Annotated in this window: 23 protein-coding genes and 1 pseudogene; 11 read left to right on the top strand and 13 right to left on the bottom strand. The window is 65.7% G+C overall.

The features are described 5' to 3' along the window. Positions 1–197 (bottom strand): annotated as a pseudogene (locus tag CFB17_RS17670) (quinoprotein relay system zinc metallohydrolase 2); the annotation flags it as partial. Between the two features lie 86 nt (positions 198–283). On the opposite strand from CFB17_RS17670, the gene CFB17_RS17665 reads away from it, so the two are divergent. Further along, complete coding sequence (locus tag CFB17_RS17665) at positions 284–664, top strand: dihydroneopterin aldolase (protein WP_088562893.1); 381 nt, start codon at positions 284–286, stop codon at positions 662–664. A gap of 413 nt (positions 665–1,077) precedes the next feature. Next, positions 1,078–2,820 carry a methanol/ethanol family PQQ-dependent dehydrogenase gene (locus tag CFB17_RS17660; protein WP_088562892.1) on the top strand — a complete coding sequence of 581 codons (1,743 nt, stop codon included), beginning with the start codon at positions 1,078–1,080 and terminating at the stop codon, positions 2,818–2,820. Positions 2,821–2,933: 113 nt separating this feature from the next. On the opposite strand, the gene CFB17_RS17655 is transcribed toward CFB17_RS17660, so the two are convergent. The 8 genes from CFB17_RS17655 to CFB17_RS17625 form a co-directional block, all read right to left on the bottom strand. Then, positions 2,934–4,352, bottom strand: coding sequence for a quinoprotein dehydrogenase-associated putative ABC transporter substrate-binding protein (locus tag CFB17_RS17655; RefSeq protein WP_088562891.1), 1,419 nt, complete (start codon positions 4,350–4,352; stop codon positions 2,934–2,936). Between the two features lie 10 nt (positions 4,353–4,362). Next, entirely contained in the window at positions 4,363–4,848 is a 486-nt protein-coding gene (locus CFB17_RS17650; protein ID WP_088562890.1) for a c-type cytochrome, read from the bottom strand. A 15-nt stretch (positions 4,849–4,863) separates the two neighbouring features. Beyond that, entirely contained in the window at positions 4,864–4,986 is a 123-nt protein-coding gene (locus tag CFB17_RS19870) for a hypothetical protein (protein WP_279311758.1), read from the bottom strand. Between the two features lie 283 nt (positions 4,987–5,269). Then, on the bottom strand, positions 5,270–6,079 hold the full coding sequence (locus CFB17_RS17645) for a formylmethanofuran dehydrogenase subunit C (RefSeq protein ID WP_088562889.1): 810 nt from the start codon (positions 6,077–6,079) through the stop codon (positions 5,270–5,272). Next, on the bottom strand, positions 6,076–6,984 hold the full coding sequence (gene fhcD, locus CFB17_RS17640; RefSeq protein WP_088562888.1) for a formylmethanofuran--tetrahydromethanopterin N-formyltransferase: 909 nt from the start codon (positions 6,982–6,984) through the stop codon (positions 6,076–6,078). Before fhcD ends, CFB17_RS17645 begins: the two co-directional genes overlap by 4 nt. 3 nt (positions 6,985–6,987) lie before the next feature. Next, positions 6,988–8,661, bottom strand: coding sequence for a formylmethanofuran dehydrogenase subunit A (locus CFB17_RS17635; RefSeq protein ID WP_088562887.1), 1,674 nt, complete (start codon positions 8,659–8,661; stop codon positions 6,988–6,990). Then, a complete protein-coding gene (locus tag CFB17_RS17630) occupies positions 8,661–9,998 on the bottom strand; it encodes a formylmethanofuran dehydrogenase subunit B (RefSeq protein WP_088562886.1) in 1,338 nt (445 codons plus the stop codon). The genes CFB17_RS17635 and CFB17_RS17630 overlap by 1 nt, the downstream gene beginning before the upstream one ends. Before the next feature lie 46 nt (positions 9,999–10,044). Beyond that, the gene (locus CFB17_RS17625; RefSeq protein ID WP_088562885.1) at positions 10,045–10,443 is read right to left on the bottom strand and encodes a 4a-hydroxytetrahydrobiopterin dehydratase; all 399 of its coding nucleotides are present in this window, start codon (positions 10,441–10,443) and stop codon (positions 10,045–10,047) included. 217 nt (positions 10,444–10,660) lie between these two features. Here CFB17_RS17625 and CFB17_RS17620 point away from each other — a divergent pair, with 217 nt between their 5' ends. The 7 genes from CFB17_RS17620 to fae all read left to right on the top strand — a co-directional run bounded on the left by CFB17_RS17620 (position 10,661) and on the right by fae (position 17,277). Next, the gene (locus CFB17_RS17620) at positions 10,661–11,668 is read left to right on the top strand and encodes a GHMP family kinase ATP-binding protein (RefSeq protein ID WP_088562884.1); all 1,008 of its coding nucleotides are present in this window, start codon (positions 10,661–10,663) and stop codon (positions 11,666–11,668) included. Between the two features lie 93 nt (positions 11,669–11,761). Next, entirely contained in the window at positions 11,762–12,664 is a 903-nt protein-coding gene (locus CFB17_RS17615) for an NAD(P)-dependent methylenetetrahydromethanopterin dehydrogenase (RefSeq protein WP_088562883.1), read from the top strand. 56 nt (positions 12,665–12,720) lie between these two features. Further along, positions 12,721–13,911: an ATP-grasp domain-containing protein gene (locus CFB17_RS17610; RefSeq protein WP_088562882.1), complete on the top strand. Its 1,191-nt coding sequence runs from the start codon at positions 12,721–12,723 to the stop codon at positions 13,909–13,911. Positions 13,912–13,913: 2 nt separating this feature from the next. Continuing rightward, positions 13,914–14,903: a methenyltetrahydromethanopterin cyclohydrolase gene (gene mch / locus CFB17_RS17605; protein WP_088562881.1), complete on the top strand. Its 990-nt coding sequence runs from the start codon at positions 13,914–13,916 to the stop codon at positions 14,901–14,903. Between the two features lies 1 nt (position 14,904). Continuing rightward, the gene (locus tag CFB17_RS17600) at positions 14,905–15,831 is read left to right on the top strand and encodes an ATP-grasp domain-containing protein (protein ID WP_243389935.1); all 927 of its coding nucleotides are present in this window, start codon (positions 14,905–14,907) and stop codon (positions 15,829–15,831) included. 4 nt (positions 15,832–15,835) lie between these two features. Next, positions 15,836–16,657, top strand: coding sequence for a triphosphoribosyl-dephospho-CoA synthase (locus CFB17_RS17595; protein ID WP_088562880.1), 822 nt, complete (start codon positions 15,836–15,838; stop codon positions 16,655–16,657). A 110-nt stretch (positions 16,658–16,767) separates the two neighbouring features. Beyond that, entirely contained in the window at positions 16,768–17,277 is a 510-nt protein-coding gene (fae, locus tag CFB17_RS17590; protein WP_088562879.1) for a formaldehyde-activating enzyme, read from the top strand. A gap of 320 nt (positions 17,278–17,597) precedes the next feature. Here fae and CFB17_RS17585 read toward each other — a convergent pair whose 3' ends face one another. After that, positions 17,598–18,311, bottom strand: coding sequence for a HisA/HisF-related TIM barrel protein (locus tag CFB17_RS17585; RefSeq protein WP_207762170.1), 714 nt, complete (start codon positions 18,309–18,311; stop codon positions 17,598–17,600). On the opposite strand from CFB17_RS17585, the gene CFB17_RS17580 reads away from it, so the two are divergent. Together CFB17_RS17580 and CFB17_RS17575 are read left to right on the top strand one after the other, a co-directional pair. Beyond that, a complete protein-coding gene (locus CFB17_RS17580; RefSeq protein ID WP_207762169.1) occupies positions 18,286–19,296 on the top strand; it encodes an ATP-grasp domain-containing protein in 1,011 nt (336 codons plus the stop codon). The two genes, CFB17_RS17585 and CFB17_RS17580, sit on opposite strands and share 26 nt — an antisense overlap. Further along, positions 19,289–20,332 (top strand): hydantoinase/oxoprolinase family protein, encoded by a 1,044-nt coding sequence (locus CFB17_RS17575; RefSeq protein ID WP_088562877.1) that lies wholly within the window; start codon positions 19,289–19,291, stop codon positions 20,330–20,332. The genes CFB17_RS17580 and CFB17_RS17575 overlap by 8 nt, the downstream gene beginning before the upstream one ends. Here CFB17_RS17575 and CFB17_RS17570 read toward each other — a convergent pair. Genes CFB17_RS17570 through CFB17_RS17560 form a run of 3 tightly spaced genes read right to left on the bottom strand, consistent with a single transcriptional unit; the run spans position 20,218 to position 23,032 of the window. After that, positions 20,218–21,018, bottom strand: a complete 801-nt coding sequence (locus tag CFB17_RS17570; RefSeq protein ID WP_088562876.1) for a (5-formylfuran-3-yl)methyl phosphate synthase — start codon at positions 21,016–21,018, stop codon at positions 20,218–20,220. The two genes, CFB17_RS17575 and CFB17_RS17570, sit on opposite strands and share 115 nt — an antisense overlap. Further along, positions 21,015–21,575: a DUF447 domain-containing protein gene (locus CFB17_RS17565; protein ID WP_088562875.1), complete on the bottom strand. Its 561-nt coding sequence runs from the start codon at positions 21,573–21,575 to the stop codon at positions 21,015–21,017. Before CFB17_RS17565 ends, CFB17_RS17570 begins: the two co-directional genes overlap by 4 nt. Continuing rightward, entirely contained in the window at positions 21,575–23,032 is a 1,458-nt protein-coding gene (locus CFB17_RS17560; protein ID WP_243389938.1) for a DUF6513 domain-containing protein, read from the bottom strand. The genes CFB17_RS17565 and CFB17_RS17560 overlap by 1 nt, the downstream gene beginning before the upstream one ends. Positions 23,033–23,101: the final 69 nt, after the last annotated feature.

Here is a 23,101-nt window from a genome sequence, read left to right as displayed (position 1 = left end):
CGCTCCTTGCCGAGAATGAGGGCAAGATTGGCGATGCCGCCCTCATTCGCCGCCGAGAAATCCTCCTGCGCCCCCTGGTGCGCGAAAACGCCGGGTGCGATTTCCACAAGGGGGAACGCCGCTGCCGCCTCGCGCGGCCGGGCGGCAAGACCCAGCCCGGCCGTCGCCATGACGCCGAGAAAGGGCCGTCGCGACATGTTGACGCGCCTGGAGTATCGGCCCGGTACGAGGTAGGGCCCATCCAGGCAATCGCGGCGTGCAGAGCGGCTGGGAGGGTACATATATGATCGACCTTGAGAGGAACTACGAGCGGGTTGCCCTGGAGAAACTCGTCGTCGAGATGGAACTCGGCGTCTTTCCGCACGAACGCGGACACACGCAACCGGTCGAGGTCAGCGTCGAGATGTGGCGGCAATCGGACGGCTACAAGGGCGGCGGCCTTGAAGCCTGCCTGAACTACGACTCGGTCTTCTCTTATCTGACGGTCGAATGGCCGAAGCGCCCGCACACCCCGCTGCTCGAGGAACTGGCGGACGATCTCTTGACCTTTTGCATGCGAGACGAGCGGGTCGACCGCTGCCGCGTGATCTTGCGCAAATTACAAGTCTATGCGGGCCGCGCCGTTCCGCTGCTCGAGCAGACGCGCAACCGTATCCGGCCCTGAGGCCGCCGTGCCCGAGGGCACCGCAACCAGATGTCACATAGTTCAGGCCCTGCAGTCTGTCCCATTACGAACAGGTTCCTTCAAATGCCCAGGAAACAAAATCCGGGCAATAATTGCTGCGTTGCACAACGACGTCGCGGCACGCTCAATAACGTCGGCAGTTTTTCCCGACTTGCTTGTCAGAATTTGAAAGCGTGCCTATCCTGTATCGAGGTCGGGCTGAACGGCATAACCCACCAACCGCGTCGCAGGAGGGCGAGGCAGGTGTGGACCGCAATGGGGTTCGTTGCAAAACAAGCACGAATTGAGCTCCATGGTGCGTTCGGAACGTGATCGGTTCTTAACGGAGGCAAGCGGTGAAGAAGATCGCAGCAGGAACGGCGTGCGCCGTTGCAGCACTGACCCTCGGGATCATGCCAGCATTGGCAAACGACGAGCTCTTGAAGCTCGAGAAGGATCCCAAGGTCTGGGCACAGCAGGCAGGCAATTACGCCAACTGGCGTTATAGCGCGCTGGACCAGATCAACACCAAGAACGTCAAGGATCTCCAGCCTGCCTGGACCTTCTCGACCGGTGTCCTGCGCGGCCACGAGGGTGGCCCCTTGATCATCGGCGACGTCATGTATGTCCACACGCCGTTCCCCAACACGGTCTACGCCCTGGATCTGAACCAGGAAGGCCGCATTCTCTGGAAGTACCAACCGCAGCAGGACCCGAGCGTCATCCCGGTGATGTGCTGCGACACCGTCAATCGCGGCGTGGCCTACGGCGACGGCAAGATCATCCTGGACCAGGCCGACACGACCGTCGTGGCGCTCGACGCCAAGACCGGCAAAGTCGTCTGGAGCGTCAAGAACGGCGACTCCTCCAAAGGTGAAACGATGACCGGCTCGCCGGTGATCTACAAAGACAAGGTCTATGTGGGCATCGCCGGTGGTGAGTTTGGCGTCCGTGGCCATTTGACCGCCTACAATCTCAAGGACGGCTCGCGGGCGTGGCGCGGCTATTCGATGGGCCCCGATTCCGACACGCTGATCGATCCCGACAAGACGACGCTGCTTGGCAAACCGGTCGGCAAGGATAGCGGCACGGCCACATGGGATGGCGACCAGTGGAAGATCGGCGGCGGCACCACCTGGGGCTGGTTCTCGATCGATCCCGAGCAGAACGCGATCATCTACGGCACCGGCAATCCCTCGACCTGGAATCCCTCGCAGCGTCCGGGTGACAATCGCTGGTCAATGACGATCTTCGCCCGCGACGTCGATACCGGCAAGGCCAAGTGGGTCTTCCAGATGACGCCTCACGACGAGTGGGACTATGACGGCGTCAACGAGATGATCCTCTATGATGCCAAGATCGACGGGAAAGATCGCAAGCTGATCTTCCACATCGATCGTAACGGCTATGCCTATATCGTCGACCGGACGACCGGCGTGCCCATCCGCGTCGACAGGACGTTCGACTTCGTCAACTGGGCCAAGAGCATCAAGAAGGAAGACAACTGGCGTCCAGTCGTCGATCCGAAATTCTCGACAGCGCAGAACGGCGAAGATACCAACACCAAGGGTGTGTGCCCCTCGGCTCTGGGCATCAAGGACCAACAGCCTGCGTCCTACAGCCCGCGGACCGGCATGTTCTATGTGCCGTTCAACAATGTCTGCATGGACTACGAGCCCTACAAGGTGTCCTACACCCCGGGTCAGGCTTATGTCGGCGCCACGCTGACCATGTTCCCGCCTCCAGGCCAGACGAATCTTGGCGCCTTCGCCGCCTGGGATCCGACGACCGGCAAGCGCGTCTGGACGATCAACGAACCCTTCTCGGTCTGGTCGGGCGCCCTGTCCACAGCAGGCGACGTCGTCTTCTACGGCACGCTTGAGGGCTACCTGAAGGCCGTCGATGCCAAGACCGGCAAGGAGCTCTACCGCTTCAAGACCCCGTCCGGGATCATCGGCAACGTCACGACCTACGAGCATAAGGGCAAGCAGTACATCGCCGTCTATTCAGGCATTGGCGGCTGGGCCGGTATCGGTCTTGCGGCTGGCCTCGAGGGCGGTACCGAGGGCCTGGGCGCGGTCGGCGCCTACCGCTCGCTAGCCAGCTACACCCAGCTTGGTGGCCAGCTCACCGTCTTCACCCTGCCAGGCAAGTAGGCGCGGCCGAGGGAGGCTCCGGCCTCCCTCGATCACCTGCTGCGACGAAAAGAAAGGCCCGGTCGCGAACGACCGGGCCTTTTTCGTATCCTCGCGGCAGTGAAGCTCGCCAGTTAGTTCTGGGCACCCTGGCCGGCGGCCTCGAAGATGGTGGCGTTGGCCAGATCGTTGCCTCCGTCCTTCCAGCCCTGCGCCCCGCCCGGGAACCAGTAGACCCGCTGATAGCCGAACTCGCTCAAGGCCCGCTTGGCGGCGTTCCAGGACATCCAGCAATTGGGATCGCAATAGAAGACCAAGGGTGTCGTCTTGTCGCCCTTGGTCAAGGTGGCGAGCGCCTCGGCGAAATAATCCTTCGTCGCCTTGGGCAGGAAGCCAAAGCCCGTATTGGGCAGCCAGTAGGAACCGGGAATGTCCTCCCGCTTAGGCTCCACCCAGACTTGATCCGGGCTGCGATCCTTGGGCTTGGGCTGCCGTGGCAGCACGTCGACCAGAACGGGTCGCTCCTTTTCCATCAGCTCGCTCAGCCCCCGGACGTCCAGAACCGTCGCGCCCTTGAGCGTGGCAGGCACCGGCGCGCGATAATTCTCGTCTCGGTAACCCTCGGGCTCGGCCGCCGCCATCTCAGCGGGTTTGGCGGCCACGGGTGGCACCGACTTCGGGTCGATCAGGTTGCCCTGAGCATCCAAAAGTGGCACGCCATAATCCGTGAGAATGGCTGTAATCTGCGGCTGGAGCCGCCGGAGAAGCCGCTCCAGGTCGTGCTTCCAGGTAGGCTCGTTGCGCCGGATGCCGAGCGCGATGCGATAGTCCATGCGCTCGCCGGCGCGCGGATCGCTCGGGATCGGGGTCAGCGCCAAGGGTACCTTGGATTGCTTGGCCCAGTAGCCGGCGATGGGCCCCCAGAGGAGCGCCACATCGATCTTACCGGCAGCAAGGTCGGCCACCATGTCCCGGCCGGGATTATCGACACGCGTGTCGACCAGTAGGGCATAGGAGGTGGCGTGTGCCAGCAAGCCACGCTTCAGGAGAAGGTTGGAGGGCGGCGTGCCGGCGACGTACCCGATCTTGCCGGTGGCCATCCCCGGCGCGTCCATCGACCCGAAGCGCGCTTCCTCACCCTGCCGATAAACCAGCACATAGGTCGTGCGGTAATAGGGGTTGGTGCTCTGCATCTGGTCGTCGCCGCTGACGACGCCCATGACGACGTCACAATTGCGCGACCGCAAGGTTACCCGCGTGAAGCCCTGGCTGCGTGGATACCAGGTATAGGCGACAGGCACGCCCAGCTCATGGGCGAAGAGGTCGGCCAGCTTGTTCTCGAAGCCGCCGTCCTGGTCATCCGAGAAGGGGAGATAGGACGGGTCGGCGCAGACCCGGAAGGCCGACCGGTCAACGAGCTCTCCCATAGCCGTCTGGGCGCGCACGGGCGACGCGATCAACACCACCAGGCCGGTCGTGCAAAGTACGGCCGCCAGAGCCGTCGACGAACAGAGCGCCCGTGCCCTGCTGAAGCGCGCGGTCAGCCGTGTCATTGCTCCCCAATCACTTATTGTTGCGGGGATCAGCCTTATCGAGATGATCGGGCCGGCCCGGCTTGATGGCGCCGTCCGATCGGCCCTTCACCCAAGCATAGATATCGTCAATGTTCTCGGCAACATCCGGGTTGTTGCCGAACGAGGGCATGACGTACTGCACGCCGCCCACATTCTCTGTTTTGCCGTTGATCACGACCTCGGTGAAGTGATCGTAACCGAAGGTCTTTAGCCGGTCGACCAAGCTGGGCGCGAACGAGCTGCCATCTGCGGTCTCGCCGTGGCAGCGGGCGCAGTTGTCGCCGAAGCGGCGGTAGCCGTTGAAGGTGCCGAAATCGATCTTGCCGTCGATGATCTTGTAGGGCTTGTCGTCATCGTCACTGGCGGCAGCGGCGGGCTTGGCATCTTCGGCACGGACCGCGAGGTCACCCATCAGGCCAAAGCCGAGGACGCTGAGCGACAAAATTGCGGCCAGACGCCTTGCACGAAGGGGCATTTTTCCTCCCTACGATTATTCCGCTTCAAAAGCGGCAAAAAACGCAAATTCCGACGGGCAGAATTGCAACCGTTCGGCAGCAAATGCCAGATTACGCCCCTGCGGCAAAGCACCACTTGTGGCAATAGCGCCGATCATGTCGTGCCACCTGCTTTCAAGCGGAAATTGCGGATGCCATGCAGCAGATCGTATCCACCGGCATCAAATCGCATGGCTGCCCCTTCCGGTCGCCCCATACGGCCCGACATGGGGCGACGAGGCCCAGAAATTCGACCAGCGAGATGCGATTATCGCAACCAAGCGATCCGATTCAGCATCGCTGCAGACTCAAGACTGCTTGCGGGACGGCTACGAGGCTGCGCTAATCCTCGGTAATTTTGCATGGCGCCGATCTGATTCCGCAGCCAGCGCCCGACCGAATTCAGGCCAGCAGGATCTCACCCTTGCCATCTGCGGCAGCGCAACCGGTGAAACGAGTGCGACGCAGGGCCAGTGCAGCCTGGCGGCTGCCGATCCCGGCCAATTCCGCCGTCAGCAAGTGCAGCCATGGAAGGTCGTGCGCCCCGCCATCGCTGAAGGTCGCCAGCGGTTCTCCGGCCAGCGAGGCCAGCACCAGCGTGCCGCGGCGCATCGACAGGCCGGCATGTCGCCCGGCCTTGCCGCCGACTACAAAGGTGCCGCCGATCATGCGGGCGCCCAGATAGGTATCAGCATCGCCGTCCACCGCGACCAGGCCGCGCCGCATGCGATCGCCCGCCCGGCGGCCGATCGAGCCCCCGATGCTCACGGCACCACCCTGCATGCCGAACCGGCTGCCTGGCAAGGCCGCACCCAGAAAGTCGCCGGCATCGCCGCCCAGCCTGACCCGGCCGCCCAGCATACCGGTCGCCAGATAACGGCCGGCACTCCCTGAAACCTCGATCGATCCATCCACGAGGTCCTGGGCCAGGAAATCGCCGACATCACCCTCGACCCGAATCGCGCCGCCGGACATGCCCTTCCCCAGCCCGTCGAAGCAGTCCGTAGCGGCCTTGATGACGAGGATGCCGGCCTCGCCCTTCGCCTGGATCGCGAAAAGATCCCCCAGCTTTACGCGCCTGTTACCGTGCTGGAGCAGCAGGCCCGAAAGATGCGACCCGGTAAGCTTTTCCAGAATGGCCGGCTGCAGCGCCGAGGCGTCTAAAGGCGGGCCGCCGGCGCCGCCCTTCCAGGTGAGCTCGAGCCCGCTCATTGGCCGGCCTCCCGCAACAGCTTGTGCAGATGGAAATGATAAGGGCCGAGCTTACCGCCATAATTGCCGGCAGTGATCCCGACCACGCCTGCGGCCCGACCACCGGCACAGGCGGCCTTGATGCCGACAATGGTGGCCTCGTCGATCGCCGCCTCGCTGAAGCCGTCGATGACGATCTCCAGGACCGCCTCGACCTCGGGCGGCAGGGCCGTCTTCGTCTGACCACGAATGGTCGGGCAATAGGCGTCGTTGGTGGAAGCGGGCAGCGCCTTGTATTTCGAGCCAACCTTCGAGCCCGAGCGGACGATGCCGCCGGGGAAGGGCATGATCACGCCGGCAACCCCGCGCATCGCCTTGATCGCCGCCTCGGCCGCCGCCAGCGCAGCGCTACGGTCGGTCGCCATGATGAGGAAATTGCCGCCGCCAATACCTGGCGCCACGCCCACCTGGTCCTCGATGACGAACTCGCCATCCATCACGGGCACGCGCCAGAATCGCCTGGTCGCCAGTTGCTTGGCAATCTGGAAGCCGTCGCCAAAATAGCGCATGCCGTCGCCAAGCGGCACGCGCGTCTCGCCGTCCAGCCCCGAAAAGCAGGCGGTGGTCGGACAGGTCAGGACGCACTGGCCGACGCGATTGGTCAACTGCTGCTTGATCATGTCGTTGGAGAAAGAGAAGAGGAGGACGGCCACGCCCGGCCGCCCATCCGGCGTCTCCGTCGGCTCCAACGGCCCCTCGATCCCGGCTTCGCAGCCGCAGGCGATGACCGACGTCGCAAAGCCAGTCATTGTCGTGGCGGCCGTCATGGCCCAGGCGGCCGTCTCGGCCGTGATGATGAGGCGCGTGCCGGCCATGGGAAAGGCTTCGGCGAAGGTGTCCTCAATGTGGACGCCGTTAAGTTCCATCGCTTAGTGCACTCCGCCGCATGCATGGCAGACAAGGCTGCCTTTGCCGTCCGCCTCGATCTCGGCGTCGCTGAGCTTGACCGTTCCAAGGCGCATGCCGCGAAAATCCTCGACGAACCGGCCGATATGACGCTCGATCAGACGATCATAGCCTGGCCTGACAACATGGGTCGCACCGACAATCCCGGCGGCCTCGGGGTCGATCACCCCCTTCTCGACCACGCGGCGACCAGCCTTCAAGACCAATTCCGGCTCATTGAACATGGCCTCGCGATCCGGATCGTCGCGATAAGCCGTAAGGTCGGCTCGCGCACCCGCGCCAAGATGACCGTGCTCCTTGTCGAGGCCCAGAATACGCGCCGGCCCCGCCCGGGTGATCGTCGCGATCTCGGCGAGCGTATATTCGCGCGTCAGCGATTCGAGATTCGACATCTCGCGTGTGGCTTTGGGCAGCGCCCGCAAGCGGTCATTGCGGAAATCCCTGTCCATCAGGAGACGGATGAGATGCGGGTAGGTCGTAAAGGGCGCCCCGTTCGGATGATCGGTGGTCAAGAAGATCTGCCAGGGATCCTCGATCATGAGGAAAAGCTCGAGCCCGATCGCCCATTGCAGCGCGTGGACGAAGTTCTTTTCCTTGTAGCGGAAGGGAAGCACGCCGCAGCCCGCGTCGCACTCGATGTCCATGGCGACCCACTTTTTGGGATCGGCAAAGCGGCTGGTCCGCACCTGGCTCATCGTGTCGCCCGAGGCCGTCACGGTCTGGCCGAACATCACCTGCCCGACATCGATGCTGACATTCTTATTCTTGTTGACCGCCTCGGCGATGGCGGCCGCACCGCTGGAGAAGCCGCGCTTGCCCTCTTTGCCGTAGGAATGGAACTGCAGATGCGTCAGATGAATCCGCCGGCCTTCCATGCCCTCGATTGTCTTGAGCGTCGTCTCATCGTTGCCGGGTACGCCCAGGTTGCAGCCATGCACATGGACCGGATGTGGCACGCCAAGCTCGGTCAAGGCGTCGGCCAGCGTCGTCAGGATCTTGCGCGGCGTCTGCTCGTAATAGGGGTTCTTCTCATCGAGATTCAGCCGCCGGGCACCCCATTTGAAGGCCGAGATGCCGCCCGGATTGACGACCTTGATCGCCAAAGCCTGCGAGGTCTCGAGCGTCCAGGCGACATAGTCGCGGATCGCATCCTTGCCCTTCTCCTCCCGCATCATCGACAGGAGCAGATCATCCGAACCCAAGAGCGCGTAGGCGCCTTTGTCGAGAATGGGGATATCGCCCATCTCGAGATGCGCCTGGCGCGCATTGGCCGGCAGCATCGCCGGCTCGAAGGCCATGGTGTAGCCGAGCTTGGCGTAGGCGTAGCCGGTCTGGAAAGTCGAGGGCGTGGCCTCGCCCGAGCCACAGCGGCAGGCCCCGTTTTCGTGGAACACCTGGTTTCGATGCTCATCGGCCATCAGCATGCGGGCAATATTGAATTTGCCGCCGCCGATATGACTGTGCATGTCGATGCCGCCCGCCATCAGGACCTTGCCGGAAAGGTCCCGCACCTCATCGGGCGTCTTGCCCGCATGTGCCTCGACGAAACGGCCATCCTCGATGAAGAGGTCCTTAACCTCGCCATCCACATCGTTGATCGGGTCGAAGACGCGACCGCCAGCAAGCTTGGTCAGCATCAGGCCTTGTCCTCCGCAACGGGCTTCTTCCCAAGGGCCGTCAAGATGTCGTTCAGCACCTGCTCGACGCTGGGCAGGCCGCTCTCGCGCAGTTGCCCGACCGGCAGGGCCACGACCGTATCGGTACGGAAAACAGTGCCCGCATGGTCGAGGCCGGGTGTTCCGACAGGGATGACGATGTCGGCCTCGGCGGTCGCGCCCGCCCGGCCGAGAACGATCGTCGGCACGCCCTTGGGCGGCGGCCGATCCATGAAACTCGCGATCCAGAGAAGGGCATCGGCCCTGCCGCTCGCCAGCAGCGCCTCGGTGGCGTAGCCGTCCGGATCGTAGACCGGCGCACCCGTCGCCACGGAAGTGCGGATCGGCACGCCCCAGCTCCAGGCCGTGACCTGATTGGCGCCGATGCTGTTGCCTGGCCCCGTCAGCGCCAGCCCCAGCGCCCGGCCACCCGGACCGGCCTGACCATCGCTCGATTCGGGCGATGGCGATGGCGCCTGGTTCAGCGTTTTCAACATTTCGCAGAGACTGCTGATCGTCAGCTCCGCGTCCTCGGCAGGCAACTGGGACGCAGCCCAGACGATGATAGCGTAACGAGCTTCGCGGATATCGGCCGCCAGCTTCTCCAGATCGCTCAATGGCAGGCCGGCTGGCGTCTCGCCGCGGACCGCGCGCCGCTCGACCAGGGCGCGCAGAACAGCTGCCGCTTCCACCAACCGGTCCGTGGCGCAGGGAAGGTGCGTTGGCAGCGTGCCATCCGGTGCTACGCCAACCTTGGGATCGAGGCCATCGCCCAGGAAGACGAGCCGACGCGTCGTCCCGGTGCCGGGCAGGCGCTGCTCTGGCCAGATCACCTGCTTAAAGAAGCGCGGCATCAAGGAGGCCGCATCCGTGCCGACGAAAAGGACGAGATCAGCACGGTTGCGGACCTCGGCCAGCGTCGCCATGACGTTGCCGCCGGTCTGCATGACCCGGATCGTCGCCAGCAGCGGACCGGACGCCGCGTGGTCGACAACGCCACCCACGCGCTCGGCCACCTTCAAGGCAGCGCGCATGCCGTTCGTGTCGGTCTCGAGGCCACCGATCAGGGGAAAGCGCGCCTTGCCCAGGAGTTCGGCCGCGGCATGGACCGCCTCGGCGAGGCTGGCTTCCTTGCCGCCGATCCGGGGGGATGTCGGGCCGAGTTCCGCCTCGAAAAGGGGCGTTGTAAGTGGATCGCCGCCGGCAACGACGGCCAGCCGCGTTCCCCGCGCCTCGACGACAAGGTCGTCACTACCCAGGGCGTTGAAGGGTGAGACGACGCCTTCATGCCGAATGGCCGCGTCTGACTGCTCGGTCATGAATGAACCCGCTGCAAAGGGTCAATGATAAGCCCGGACAAGATCATCAGGCCTTGGGCTTGTCGTATTTGATGTAGGCAAAGCGCTGGTCACCATCAGGGGTTCCTGTCAGGCTTTGCCCTTCGAGCCCTGGCTGCCAGTGCACGACCTCCTCGATCTTGCGCGCCAAGGCGAAATCGCGATCGGTGATGCCCTTGACGTCGTGCGACATGAGCCGCACCTCGACCCAGGCATAGGACGCGGTGATGTCGGGATGATGCCAGGCGGCCTCGGCCAGATGCCCGACGGTGTTGATCACCATGAGCGTGCTCTTCCAGCCCGCCGTCCGGTAATGCCGTCTGATCCAGCCATCCTCGAAATACCAATGCGGCAGCTCGGCCTGGAGCTTTGCCTCCACCTCGGCGATCTCATATGTCTTGGACCTTTCGCGTGGGCTCAAGGCCATCCTCCCATCACCGACCCGGCCGCCTTGCGGCGCTGCGGATCTGGAGGCCCTGCGATGACCCGGTTCATCCCGGGTGGTGACGGCTCGCAACGCCCTATCCCGATGAGAACCTAGCGGCTCTTGCCTGCCGGTTAAAGGGTCGGTGGCGTTTCGTCGCTTCTACCCATGTTGACCTGCCGCCTTGACAAAAGGCGGCGCTGCCCATCTTCCACAGATCATGAGCAAGACAAGCGTTCGGACCGCCGACACCTCAAGCATCGACCAGGTCGTCGTCGAGGCGCCAGCCCGGCTTCATCTGGGTTTCCTCGACCTGAACGGCGGTCTAGGCCGACGCTTCGGCAGCCTCGGCGTCGCGATCGACGGGCTCTCGACGCGATTGGTCGCCACATCGATCCCCGGCCCCGACGACGAGATCAGCGGCCCCGAGGCAGCGCGGATCGCGGTCATGCTGCCCGACCTTCGCCGGCGCCTCCCGGGCCTGCCACCCGTCAGGGTCACCCTTCAAGCCGTGATTCCGGCCCATAGCGGCCTTGGCTCCGGCACTCAATTGGGCCTGGCCCTGACGTGTGCCCTCACCCGCCTCGCCGGCCAGCCCCTGGACCTCCTCGAGGCCGCCCGCGGCCTGGAGCGGGGTGCGCGGTCCGGGATCGGCATCGGCGCCTTTCTCTCGGGCGGCGTCATCCTGGATGGCGGCAAGGGAGCCGACGACGATCCGCCCCCCGTCATCGGCCGCGTCGATTTTCCCACGAGCTGGCGGATCATCCTCCTCATGGATGGCCGGCGCGAAGGCCTCTCCGGCGCGGCGGAACGTCAGGCCTTCAAAAACCTCCCGCCTTTTCCGGCCGAGACGGCGGGCGATCTCTGCCGACACGCGGTGATGGCCTTCCTGCCCGGCATCGCCCGAGCAGACCTCACGCTGGCCGGCCCGGCAATCGGCCATATCCAAAGGCGGGTCGGCGATCATTTCGCCCCGGCACAAGGCGGACGCTTCACGAGCCCCGACGTCGCGGCCGCGCTGGCCGGGCTTGAAGCCCTGGGCATTGCCGGGGTGGGGCAAAGCTCCTGGGGACCCACCGGCTTTGCGCTCGTGGACTCGCCCGAGCGGGCGGAGGCCCTGGCAGGCCAGCTACGCTTCCAATGGCCCGCCCTCGAGATTGTGATCGTGCAGGGTCGAAACGAAGGCGCGCGCATCCAGGTCGGGACAATGCCCGCGATGCGACCTTAGCGCCCTGCGACGTGGCGAGCCTTTACCCGCATTGGACGCCCGTGCGAGACATCATTCCAGCCAGTTAATGCTATTGACCGGGAAGTCAGACCCATGACCCAGAAGCGCGCGATCCTGCACTTCATTACGCCGCTTAAGAATGTGAGCCCCTTCGACGTCAACATGGCGACCGATTCGGGCTTCGACGTCATCGTTCCCTATACCGATGTCGACCTCAAGGAAGTGCAGGCTCTGGTCCAGGACGCGATCTTCAGCCGGGCACCGGAAGACGGCGCCCTGACGGCTGTCCTGATCGGCGGCCGCGATCCGCTCTTGGCCTTCGACATGTTCGATCGGGCCAAGAACTCAATGGTCAAGCCGCATTTCGAAATCTCGGTCATGACCGACCCCTCGGGCGCCTTCACGACGGCGGCCGGCATGGTGGCCATCACCGAGAAGCACCTGAAGGCCAAGAACCTAACGCTGAACGGTCTGGACGTCGTCGTCTTCGGCGCCACGGGACCCGTCGGCAGCATCGCCGGCCTGATGGCGGCGCAGTCGGGCGCCAAGGTGACGCTGGTCGGCTATGATGGCCTGCAGCGCGTGTCGGCCCGCGCCGATGCCTTCGGCGAGCGCTTTGGCGTAGCTCTCGCTGGTGCCGACGGCAGCGACGAGGCCAAGAAGGCAGCCCTCATCGACAAGGCCGACATCATCCTCTCGGCCGGGCCCGCCGGTCAGCAGATCGTGTCGGCGGCAAACCTCAAGACGGCGAGCAAGCTCAAGGTCGCCGTCGACGTCAACGCCGTGCCGCCGGCCGGCGTCGAGGGCCTGGACGCCTTCGCCGACGGCACGCCGATCCCCGGCACCAACGGCGTCGGCGTGGGCGCCCTCGCCATCGGTAACGTCAAGTTCAAGACCGAGCACGAATTGCTGGAAAAGATGCGCAGCGGCACCGAGCGCTTCTATGCGGGCGTGGCCGAATCGCTCGAGGCCGCACGCCGGCACGCCGGCGTCTAACAACGAGCATCCCGCCTACCCTGCGTCGGCGGGAGCGGATTGAGGGGGCCTCGAGGATGGCGGGGGCAAAGGGACAGGTCCTGATCGTCGCCACGTCCGGCAGGGCATTGGCCGAGGCGGCCAGACGTGCCGACTACCGCCCCCTCGTGCTCGATGCCTTTGGCGACACCGACATGCTGGCCGCGGCCGAGGCGGCCGATATCGTCCCCTCGGACGCGAGCCTTCGCTTCGAGCCCGATGCTCTTCTGGCGGCGGCCAGCCGTTTGGCCCCTGTCGATGTCCCGCTGATCTGGGGCGGCGGGCTCGAGCATGATCCAAGCCTTCTAGCCCGGCTGCAGGCAGGCAGGCCCGAGACCGGTACCAGGGCCCAGGCGGTGGCGAACTGCAAGGATCCCCTCTTCTTCGCCGCGCGGCTCCGCGCCTTGGGCATACCCCATCCGTCAACCATGCTGGAGGCGCCGGCCGATCCGTCGGCCTGGCTGGCCAAGGGCGTAGGTGGAACGGGTGCGGGCCATGTCCGCCCGGCTCGTGGCAAGCGGGCACGGCCGGGCCGCTATTTCCAGCGCCGCGTAGCGGGCCGGCCCGTCTCGGCCCTTCTTCTGTGCGGCAAGGCAGAGGCCGCCATTCTCGGCTGGAGCGAGCAATGGGTGGAGGAGCATGCCAGCGGCAAGCGGCGCTTCGTCGGTCTCGTCGCCCCCCTTGGCCTGCCGCCTACCCTGGAAGCAGGGATGACCCGGGCGGCAAGGCTGGCGGCCCTGGACCTGGGTCTCAGGGGCCTCGCCAGCGCCGATTTCCTGGTGGCGGGTGACATTTTTCATCTTCTCGAGCTCAATCCAAGGCCCGGCGCGTCGCTCGAAATCTTCGACCGCCTCCTGGAGGGATCACCCCTCATCGATTTGCACATGGACCCCGACGCGGCCCTGGCCGAGGGCCTGCCCAGACTTTCTCCCTCTCGCGCCGCCGGCAGCCGCATCGTCTATGCAAGGCGGCCCTTGCATCTCCCGGCCGACGACTGGCCCGACTGGGCGGCCGATCGCGGCCCCGCCGGAACCGTGGTCGAGCGCGGCTGGCCGATCTGCACCGTTCGCGCAACGGGCAGCGATCCTGCCGCCGTCAGGATCGAGCTTGGTGAACGGCGCCGACGCATCGTCCGGCATCTGCGCGGCCGACTGTCGCTTGATGACGGCAGGATGATGACTAAAACAACGTCCGGGCCGACGCCCGCATGGATGACCGAGGAGCGATAGCAATGTCCGCCAGCGCCAATCTTGGCCAGGAATGGCCCCCGATCGGCGAATTCGCCGAGCCTATCGTCGAGGAACTCGTGTCCGGCGCCCCGGCGCTGGGCCTGGGCGTCAGCGAGAGCGAGGAGGGTGCGACGATCATCGATGCCGGCATCCTGCATCCTGGCGGCCTCGAAGCCGGACGCATCATCGCCGAGCTTTGCATGGGCGGTGTCGGTGCCGTCAGCCTTTCCGGCGGCTCGCCTTTCGCCGACTGGCCCTTCCAGGTCAACGTCATGACGGCCAAGCCGGTACTGGCCTGCCTTGCCAGTCAGTATGCCGGCTGGAGCCTCAGCCACGGCGAGGGCGAGAGTGCCTATTTCGCCATGGCCTCCGGTCCCGGCCGGGCACGCGCCGCCAAGGAGGATCTCTTCAAGGAACTGGGCTACCGGGACGAAAGCGAGACCGCCGTCTTCGTCCTCGAGACCGACAAAGTCCCGCCCGATGCCCTGATCGCGCAGGTGGCGCAAGATTGCGGCCTGCCGGTCGATGCGCTGACCTTCGTGCTCACGCCCACCACGAGCCTGGCGGGCTCGGTGCAGATCGTCAGCCGCGTGCTCGAGGTGGCCCTCCACAAGGTCCACACGCTCCATTTCCCGCTGGAGCGCGTCGTCGACGGCATCGCCAGGGCGCCGCTTGCCCCGCCCTCGCCCGATTTCCTCACCGCCATGGGCCGCACCAACGACGCCGTGCTCTTCGGCGGCGAGGCGCATCTATTCGTCACCGGCCCTGAGAGCGAGGCAGAGGACTTGGCAAAGAAGCTGCCCAGCTCCGCCTCCAACGATTACGGCCAGCCCTTCAAGGAGGTCTTCCAGGCCGCCAATTTCGATTTCTACAAGATCGACGGCATGCTCTTCAGCCCGGCCCGAGTCCTGGTGACCGCGCTCGAGACGGGCCGCACCTTCAAGGGCGGCAAGCTCGACGCCGATCTCCTGGCCCGCTCCTTCGAGAACTGACGTGAGCCCGAGCGCAGCCGGGGCGGCCGAGGATGCCTCGCCCTTCGTCCTCCTTCTGGGTGCGGCCGGCTGGCACAAGCAGCAGCTTGTCCGGGCCTTCACCGCCAAGGGCGCCACCGCCAAGGCCCTGGCGTTCGAGCGCTGCGGCTTTGCCGTCGACGGCCCGTCCGGCCTGGCGCTCGGTCCGCATCGCCGGCTACCGGACGCCGTCCTGGTGCGCTCCATCCCGGATGGCAGCTTCGAGCAGGTGACCTTGCGGCTCTCCATCCTCCACGCGCTGGATGCCCTGGGCGTGCCCGTGGCGGTGGCCCCGCGCGCCATCGAGCGCTGCGTCGACAAGGCGCACACCACGTTCCTCCTCCAGGCAGCCGGTCTGCCGGTGCCGCTCTCCTGGGCGCTCGAGGACCCGGAGCAAGCGAGCGAACGCCTGCGGCTGGAGCTGGCGGCCGGTCACAAGCTGGTGCAAAAGCCGCTTTTCGGCTCACAGGGCAAGGGCCTGAAGCTCCTGGCCGCCATGGATGACCTGCCGCCGCCTGAGGCCGTCGACGGCGTTTATTATCTCCAGCGCTTCGTCGAGACGGGGCGCGGCTTTGAGGATTTCCGCGTCTTCGTCGTCGACGGCAGGCCCGTGGCTGCCATGCGGCGCCAGAGCCAGAGCTGGATCACCAACGTCAAGCAGGGCGGCGTGCCTGAGGCTGTCCTACCCGAGGGCTCTCTGGGCGCATTTGCCGTTCGCGCCGCCGAGGCGATCGGTGCCCTTTATGCGGGTGTCGACCTCATTCGCGACGCGACCGGCCAGCTCTACGTCCTCGAGGTGAACTCCATGCCGGCCTGGCAGGGCCTGCAAAGCGTCGTCGAGATCGATATCGCCGGTGAAATCGCCGCTGCGCTCTTAAGCCGCATTCCGGCATTTTCAGCCGCCGCCTGACACCATGACGCGCATCGAAGCTGCCTTCGAGGCGGCGTGCCTCGCCGAACTGCAGGCGCTCAAGCCCGGCAATGTGCATCGCTGGGCCGACGGCCATCGGATGACCCTGGACGATTTCGCCCGGAGCGCCAAGGCCTCGGCACCGGCGATCGGCGAGGCTGGCGCTACCGTGGGACAGCGCATCCTCGAGGCCGTCAAGGCCACACGCGCGGCCGTGGGGCAAAATACCAATCTGGGCATTCTCCTGCTCTGCGCGCCGCTGGCCAAGGCGGCCGAGATGGCAGGCGATCTGGACGCCGGTCTCAAGGCCGTTCTGGCGTCCCTGGACGAGGCCGACGCCCAGGCCGTCTATGCGGCGATCCGCCTTGCGAACCCTGGCGGCCTTGGCGAGACGCCCGAGGAAGACGTGCACTCGGCCCCTAAGCTTGGCCTTGTCGACGCCATGCGGCTGGCGGCTGGACGCGACCGGATCGCCTGGAACTATGCCAACGATTTCAGCGATGTCCTGGGCCAGGGCCGCGCGCTCCTGCAGCGGCTGGAGCGGCGCGGCTGGACGCCCGAGTGGGCGCTGACCGGCGTCTATATGGGCTTTCTTTCTCGCCAGCCGGATACGCATGTGGCGCGCAAGCACGGCCAGCGCCTAGCTGAGATCGTCCGCATCGAGGCGGCCGACCTTGGTGCCGAGCTGTTGGCGGCATCCAATCCGGCAGCCTTCGAAGCAGCACTTCTAACTTTCGATACGCAACTGAAGCGGCGCCAGATCAACCCCGGCACGAGTGCGGATCTCACCGTGGCCGTACGATTCGCGGCATCGCTGGCGGGTTGAAATGTCGCCCTTGCGACAAAGCAGCCGACCCCCTACCCATTGCTGCCGGACCGCTTCACCGGTATCTCCCCCTTTGTGTTTAGTAATCTTTTGCGAGCGGGAGGCACACCATGCCTAAGATCGACCGTGTACTCGTGGGCGAGGCCCTTGTCGGTGACGGCAACGAAGTTGCCCATATCGACCTCATCATCGGCCCGCGCGGCAGCGCCGCCGAAGTTGCATTCGTCAACACGCTGACGAATCAGAAGGAAGGCGTCAACGGCCTTCTGGCGGTGCTCGAGCCGAACCTCATGGTGAAGCCCGCGACTGTCATGTTCAACAAGGTCACCATCAAGGACGCCAAGCAGGCGGTTCAGATGTTTGGCCCGGCCCAGCACGGCGTTGCCAAGGCCGTCGCCGACGCGCTGGCCGAGGGCACGATTCCGCTGGCTGAAGCAGATGACCTCTTCATCTCGGTCGGCGTCTTCATCCATTGGGAAGCTGACGACGATCAGAAGATCCACGACTACAACTATGCGGCCACCAAGCTCTCGATCGAGCGCGCGGTTGCCAACACGCCGACCGCGTCCGAGGTCGTCGCCAAGAAGGACAGTGCAAAGCACCCCTTCTCGCCTAACTGAAAGGAACCAGCGGCTCCACTTGCGACCGGCACTGCGGCTGAACAGCCGCAGCAGCGGCCGACCCCGCCACCTGAGCCACCACGTGTGGCTCAAGGTAGCGGCCCGGCCCGGCCGGCGACACCGGCGGCTCAACAGAGCACAGGCTTGTGGCAGTCCCTGCTCCGGTTCCTAGGTCTGGGTCGCTGAGCGACATAGTCGCTCAAGCTTAGTCCACATCCAAAGCTATGGACCTTGGCTTTTGTCCCAGATCGACGAACGAGGCCCGGTGTCGGTGCGACGATGCCGGGCCTTTCTCATGTCCTGGCGAAGCGCAACCATTCTCAGGCTACGGCGGCAAGGCGACTGAGCGTCGCTGAAGATAGCCGGCCGTCATGCAAGGCGCTGGCCAGCAGGACACCCGCGGCAGATGCACTGATCAGGGCCTCGATGTCGCCCTCGTGCCGCACGCCGCCGGCGGCAAAGATCTGGCGGTCCGGAGCCAGCGACCGGAGATCGGCGATCCCTTGCAGATCCGGGCCCGCATCGGAGCCCACTTTGCCCAATGCCATGGCGATGACGCGCGCTGGCCAGAGCGATGGTCGGGCGAACAGGCCTGCCGGGTCGAGGGGCCGGCCCTCCTTCTGGTCCAGCGACAGGATCCACTCGGCACCCGCCCGCTCGACCAGCGCCGTATCCTGCTGGCTCTCGCTGCCGAGAACGCAGACCGTGTGGGGCAGACGGCGCTGCCGGGCCAGCGCCTCGGGCGTCGAGCAGCCGGCGTCCAACCAAAGTTCCAGCGATGGAAAGCGCGCCGCCAGCGCCTCGACCACAGACTCGTGGCCACCCTGGCTTTGAATGGCATCGAGATCGGCGATATAGAGCCGCTCGAACGGATGGAGGTCCAGGAGTGCCGCCACCAGTTCCAAGGGTGCCGACCCAGGCACCAGCCTGGACTGGATCGGCCGGTAGAGATCCCGCTTGCCGCCGATGCCGCGCACGACCTGACCAGCCATGAGATCGATCACCGGAATGAGCTTGAACCTGGCCTCGCCCACGATCTGCCTCCTCGAATGGATCACTGGCGGCGGCATGAGCGGCACCGACCTGCCGTCCTCGCTTTTACGCGAAGGCCAGATGATGCGCGACGGGCTGCTCAGCGACCTTCTGGCCCTGGGCCGTACGGTCGTCCTGCCGATCGACCCGCGCGCGCCGTCGCCACACCTGCCGGATGGCGTCGGCCCCGGCACCTTGATGCCGGTCCTCCTCCCGGCGGACCGCGAGGCCGCGATGGCGCGATTAACGTCGATCGTCGAGGCGAGCCCGCTTTTCCTGCCGATCGGCCCCGAAGGCGAGCCGGAGCTGGTCGATCTTTATCGCCGTGCCCTGGTACAGGGACGTCTTCTGCTGGGAACCAGGCCCGAAGCGCTCGAAATAGCGGCCGACAAGCTCGCGACCAGCTTCTTGCTGGGAGAGGCGGGCCTGGCCGTGCCGGCCACACGGATCGCCGAGGCCGGCCACGCCCTGGTGCACGACCTCGTCTTGAAGCCGCGCTTTGGCGCTGGCTGCCTGGCTACCGGCCTGCTTCGCGCCGGCAGCATCGTTCCCGACCTTCCAGACATGATCCTCGAGCCCCTGGTCGAAGGCGTGCCGCTCAGCCTGACTCTCCTTTGTGCCGAAGGTGAGGCGTGGCTGCTGACAGCCAACCGGCAGCTCGTCCGCATGGAAGCCGAGCGCTTCGTCTTCGATGGCCTGCTGGTCGGTGGGGCGGAGCAGAAGCGTCCGGCGATGGAGACCCTGGCAGGACGCATCGCCCGGGCGATGCCGGGGCTCTGGGGGCTCGTCGGCGTCGATCTCATAGACACGTTTGCCGGGCCCGTCGTGATCGAGGTCAATCCCCGACCGACAACCGCCTATGCGGCGCTCCACCGGGCATTGGGCATCAATCCGATGGCAGAGCTGCTGGCACTGGCCGAGCGACCGCTGGCCGAACTCCGCCGACCCTTGCAGGTGAAAGCGCAGATGGTACGCGTCGATGAGTGAGCTTTTGACCGGGCTCGATCTCGGGGGCGCGCATCTGAAACTGGCCCAGCTCCGACCGGACGGTGTTTGCGTCCACGCGGCCCAGGCCGCCTGCCAGCTCTGGCGCGGCCTGGACAGGCTGGACGATGCCTTGGCGACCCTCGCCAAGGGCGCGGGGCCGATCGACCGGGTGGCGCTCACCATGACGGGCGAGCTTGCCGATTTGTTCCCCGACCGGGCGAGCGGCGTCGCCAGCCTGACGGCGCACATGGCCGCATTGCTGCCGCCGGGACGGCTCCTGGTCTATGCCGGCCGATCGGGATTGCTGACGCCCGAGGCCGTCCTGAGGGCACCGCTCCTGGCCGCCTCGATGAACTGGTTGGCAAGCGCCACCGCCGTCGCCGGCCTGGTGCCGGCTGGGCTGTTCATCGACATGGGCAGCACGACGACGGATATCCTGGTGCTTCGCGCCGGCCTTGTCGAAACCGACGCGCAAAGCGATGCCGACCGGCTGGAATCGGGCGAGCTCGTCTATGTGGGTCTCACCCGCACGCCGCTGATGGCGCTGGCGGCCCGGGCCCCCGTGGCCGGCCGCTGGAGCGGTGTCATGGCCGAGCTCTTCGCCACAACGGCCGATATCTGGCGGCTACTGGACGTGCTGGACGAAGCGGCGGACCAGCATCCCGCGGCCGACGGTGGTGCCAAGTCCAAGGCTGCCAGCCGGCAGCGGCTGGCCCGCATGGTGGGACGCGATGCCGGCGATCTCGACAGCGCACAATGGGACGAGGTGGCGCGCTATTTCGCCGATCGGCAGCTTTGCGCGGTCGAGGAGGGCATGGCGCAGATATTGGGACGCACCCCCCTGCCGGCGAACGCACCGCTGCTGGGGGCCGGGGCGGGCGCGGCCCTGGTCGAACGCCTGGCAAGGCGCGCCGGTCGGCCCTATCTGGCGGCGGCGAGCCTGATGCCGGCTGAGGATGACGTCGGCATTTCATCCGTCGCCACCTGCTTTCCGGCCGTAGCCGTGGCGCGATTGCTGGCGGCGCGCACCGCCTGACGTATGGCCGCCAGCTTCAAGGGATCGAGCCGGCTGGTGCGGCCGGCGCCGCAAAGCGCCCCACGAAAGCCCAGATAATCAGGTGCGAGGGCCGCGAGCGGGGCGATGTCGGACTGGCGCAGCGAGCCCGCGAGGCCGCAGAGCATGGAGAGCCGTCTGACACGGTCGACGAAATCGGCCAAAGCCGGCGCCGACAGATGGCGGGAGAGCGGGCCCGCGGCCTTGTCGGCCGTATCCAGCATGGCACCCTTGAAGCCGGCGCTCGCCAGCATCGGCAGGAGTGGCAGGTGCAATTCCTGGTCCGCCATCAAGACGGCAACCAGACGGGTTCCCTCAGCCGTGACCGCCGCCAGCGCGCGCACCGCCGCCGCCAATTCGTCCAGGCTCGCCGAGGCGGCGAAAAAACCGATCTTGACGATGGCAACGCCGGTTGCCGCCATCCGTCGGGCGGCTTCGACAAGGCTTTCCGGGTCGACCGGCAGGTCGCCGACGGTGGCACTCAGAAGGGCGCGATCGCCCAGGGCCTCCACGGCTGCCCTTACGGACTCCACGGGCCAGGCGCCGAGTGCCCCTCTCGTCGGGTCCTTGAGATCGACGAGGTCGGCCCCCTGCTCAACGGCGACCATCGCCTCGTCCAGGTCGGCCACGCTGGCCAGCATCGCCGGGCGGCCTAAAAAGGACTTCATGCCGTGGCCCCGGCATCGGCGATCATCTCGACCAGCCAGCCCCAGGCTTCCCGCTCGGCTGGGCCGGCTGTCTTGCCGATCGCGATCTCAAGATAGGCCATCTCCGCCTTCACCTTGTCCTTGGGCAGCATTTTCAGCCGCGTGCAGAGAATGGCCGCCTCAAGCACCGCGGCCTCGGCTCGATTCATGCCCATGAAGGGGCGGTGCGTGAAGACCATCCGGCTGCGACAATAAAAACGCGGCCGCGTCTCGTCCGCGACGATGTCGTAGATCTCGATCTCCTCGTGACTGAGCGCTGCCTCCAGCCGATAGCAATCCCGCGTCCGCACCAGGGGCCAATCGACACAACGGCCGCTGACGAGGCCGGCAAAAACGCGGGCGTCGGTCAGGTAGTTGATCGTGGCCACCCGCGTGCGGACCAGATTGTCCAGCGTCCGGGACGGCCGGAACGGGGCGATGATGAGATCTTGACCATCCTCGATGATGCCGAGCGGTGCCACATGCGGTTCGCCCAAGGCGTTCAGCGTGACGATGACGCTCTCACGAATAAAAGGCATCAGCGCTTGGCCTTCCTGTCCTGCATGGTAGCACCCAGCTCCTTTTGGTGGACGCTGTCCTCATCTGGGGTGTCAACGGCGCAGCCCCAGCGCAATTGAGCGTCCTGTGCGTAGCGCTTGCCCAGTTGGAAAGCGATCTGCGCCCTTGCCAACTCGACGCCCAGATAGAAGGCGTGGCCGGCATCGCCCTCGAGTGACGGGGCCAGGGCCGGGTAGAGATCGAAGGGATCCTCCGCCTGGTGGTGCCCTTCCTTGTTGTAGATGTGGATGCCGTCCTTGGCGGCCTCGATGCGGTAGTTACGATCGGTCACCTGTGCCGCACTCTCCGCGATCTCCGCCGGCGTGTTGGGGAATGGCAGGCGGTCGCGCAGGCAGAGCATCGAGGTATCGTAGCCCGTTGGGATGGTGGCATCGCGATGGGCGGCGGTCAGCATCTTCCAGGAGCGGTCACACTCGCGCACGGCACGACGGCAATGCGGGCTCACCTGCACGACCAGCACGTTCCTGATCGCGAGCTCGACGCAGCTTGCCATGAGGAGCGTTGTGATCCCCGTCGTATCGGCGTCCGTCAGCTCGGTAAGGTTGCCCACACCCATCAGCATCTCGGCCTCGGGGAAAGCCTGGCGCATCTCGTGATAGCGAACCAGCGACGGTGTGAAGCCCATGTTGATCGGATCGAGGATGGGGTCCAGCATGAAGGGACGACCTGCCTTGATGAGGCGCTCGGCCGAGCGCTTCAGGCCGCTGAGCTCGCCATGCTCGGCCGGAATGACGATCGGCACGGCATCGGTCTCGAAGGCAAGATCAAGGCTCCGCTCATCGAGGCTCAAGAGGAAGGATGCGCCAGCGCGGGCACCGCGCATGAGCTCGGCCGGATCGCCCGAATCGACGCTGACGGTAAAGCCCTCAGCCACCAGCGCCTGCACGGCTTCCTCAAGATGCGGAAAGGGCGTTCCCGGCAGGGAGCCCAGATCGATCACGTCGGCGCCCTCGGCCACCAGATAGGCGGCCTTCGCCAAAATGCCCTCGATCGAGAGTTGCGGCGCCTCGACGATCTCGGCGAAGACCCGGGTGCCTGGGCGCTCCAGGACGATCGTCTTCTCGGCCCGACCAAAAAACCAGGGCAGATCCTTGACATCCTCGGGTCCGCGCTCGAATGGCACGCCGAAGCTCGCCGCCAGACGGTCGAGATCGCCCTTGAAGCGGCCGGGCAGCATGATGCGCGTGGCGCCGGTCACATCCTTGAGACGACGCTCAATGATCTCGGCGGTCATGAGGGCCGCCACCTTCACGCCGATATTGCGCACATCGTAGGTGAAGGGCGGCTCTTTCATGCCGGCCAGCACCGCCTGCAGGCGCGGCTCGGCCAGATGACCGGTGATGAAGAGAATATGGTCGCGCAAATCGCCAGAGCCCCGAAGAAGACGAGCGACCGACGTCGCCCGCAGGCCGACCATCGTCAAGCCGGCCAGACCGGAAGCTAGAGCCTATCGGCAGCGACGCAAATGCCCTGGCTGGAAAAGTCG

It is taken from the genome of Arboricoccus pini (genome assembly GCF_900187945.1).
GTDB classification, from domain to species: domain Bacteria; phylum Pseudomonadota; class Alphaproteobacteria; order Geminicoccales; family Geminicoccaceae; genus Arboricoccus; species Arboricoccus pini.
Note: the sequence above shows the minus strand (reverse complement) of the source record. Positions and strands in the feature narration are given on the sequence as shown.

What these genes read in the sequence shown, in the direction of transcription:
- CFB17_RS17665 (WP_088562893.1), top strand. Translation starts at nt 284, where the DNA reads ATGATCGACCTTGAGAGGAACTACGAGCGGGTTGCCCTGGAGAAACTC.
- CFB17_RS17660 (WP_088562892.1), top strand. Translation starts at nt 1,078, where the DNA reads ATGCCAGCATTGGCAAACGACGAGCTCTTGAAGCTCGAGAAGGATCCC.
- CFB17_RS17655 (WP_088562891.1), bottom strand. Translation starts at nt 4,352, where the DNA reads ATGACACGGCTGACCGCGCGCTTCAGCAGGGCACGGGCGCTCTGTTCG.
- CFB17_RS17650 (WP_088562890.1), bottom strand. Translation starts at nt 4,848, where the DNA reads ATGCCCCTTCGTGCAAGGCGTCTGGCCGCAATTTTGTCGCTCAGCGTC.
- CFB17_RS19870 (WP_279311758.1), bottom strand. Translation starts at nt 4,986, where the DNA reads ATGATCGGCGCTATTGCCACAAGTGGTGCTTTGCCGCAGGGGCGTAAT.
- CFB17_RS17645 (WP_088562889.1), bottom strand. Translation starts at nt 6,079, where the DNA reads ATGAGCGGGCTCGAGCTCACCTGGAAGGGCGGCGCCGGCGGCCCGCCT.
- fhcD (WP_088562888.1), bottom strand. Translation starts at nt 6,984, where the DNA reads ATGGAACTTAACGGCGTCCACATTGAGGACACCTTCGCCGAAGCCTTT.
- CFB17_RS17635 (WP_088562887.1), bottom strand. Translation starts at nt 8,661, where the DNA reads ATGCTGACCAAGCTTGCTGGCGGTCGCGTCTTCGACCCGATCAACGAT.
- CFB17_RS17630 (WP_088562886.1), bottom strand. Translation starts at nt 9,998, where the DNA reads ATGACCGAGCAGTCAGACGCGGCCATTCGGCATGAAGGCGTCGTCTCA.
- CFB17_RS17625 (WP_088562885.1), bottom strand. Translation starts at nt 10,443, where the DNA reads ATGGCCTTGAGCCCACGCGAAAGGTCCAAGACATATGAGATCGCCGAG.
- CFB17_RS17620 (WP_088562884.1), top strand. Translation starts at nt 10,661, where the DNA reads ATGAGCAAGACAAGCGTTCGGACCGCCGACACCTCAAGCATCGACCAG.
- CFB17_RS17615 (WP_088562883.1), top strand. Translation starts at nt 11,762, where the DNA reads ATGACCCAGAAGCGCGCGATCCTGCACTTCATTACGCCGCTTAAGAAT.
- CFB17_RS17610 (WP_088562882.1), top strand. Translation starts at nt 12,721, where the DNA reads ATGGCGGGGGCAAAGGGACAGGTCCTGATCGTCGCCACGTCCGGCAGG.
- mch (WP_088562881.1), top strand. Translation starts at nt 13,914, where the DNA reads ATGTCCGCCAGCGCCAATCTTGGCCAGGAATGGCCCCCGATCGGCGAA.
- CFB17_RS17595 (WP_088562880.1), top strand. Translation starts at nt 15,836, where the DNA reads ATGACGCGCATCGAAGCTGCCTTCGAGGCGGCGTGCCTCGCCGAACTG.
- fae (WP_088562879.1), top strand. Translation starts at nt 16,768, where the DNA reads ATGCCTAAGATCGACCGTGTACTCGTGGGCGAGGCCCTTGTCGGTGAC.
- CFB17_RS17580 (WP_207762169.1), top strand. Translation starts at nt 18,286, where the DNA reads ATGAGCTTGAACCTGGCCTCGCCCACGATCTGCCTCCTCGAATGGATC.
- CFB17_RS17575 (WP_088562877.1), top strand. Translation starts at nt 19,289, where the DNA reads ATGAGTGAGCTTTTGACCGGGCTCGATCTCGGGGGCGCGCATCTGAAA.
- CFB17_RS17570 (WP_088562876.1), bottom strand. Translation starts at nt 21,018, where the DNA reads ATGAAGTCCTTTTTAGGCCGCCCGGCGATGCTGGCCAGCGTGGCCGAC.
- CFB17_RS17565 (WP_088562875.1), bottom strand. Translation starts at nt 21,575, where the DNA reads ATGCCTTTTATTCGTGAGAGCGTCATCGTCACGCTGAACGCCTTGGGC.
- CFB17_RS17560 (WP_243389938.1), bottom strand. Translation starts at nt 23,032, where the DNA reads ATGGTCGGCCTGCGGGCGACGTCGGTCGCTCGTCTTCTTCGGGGCTCT.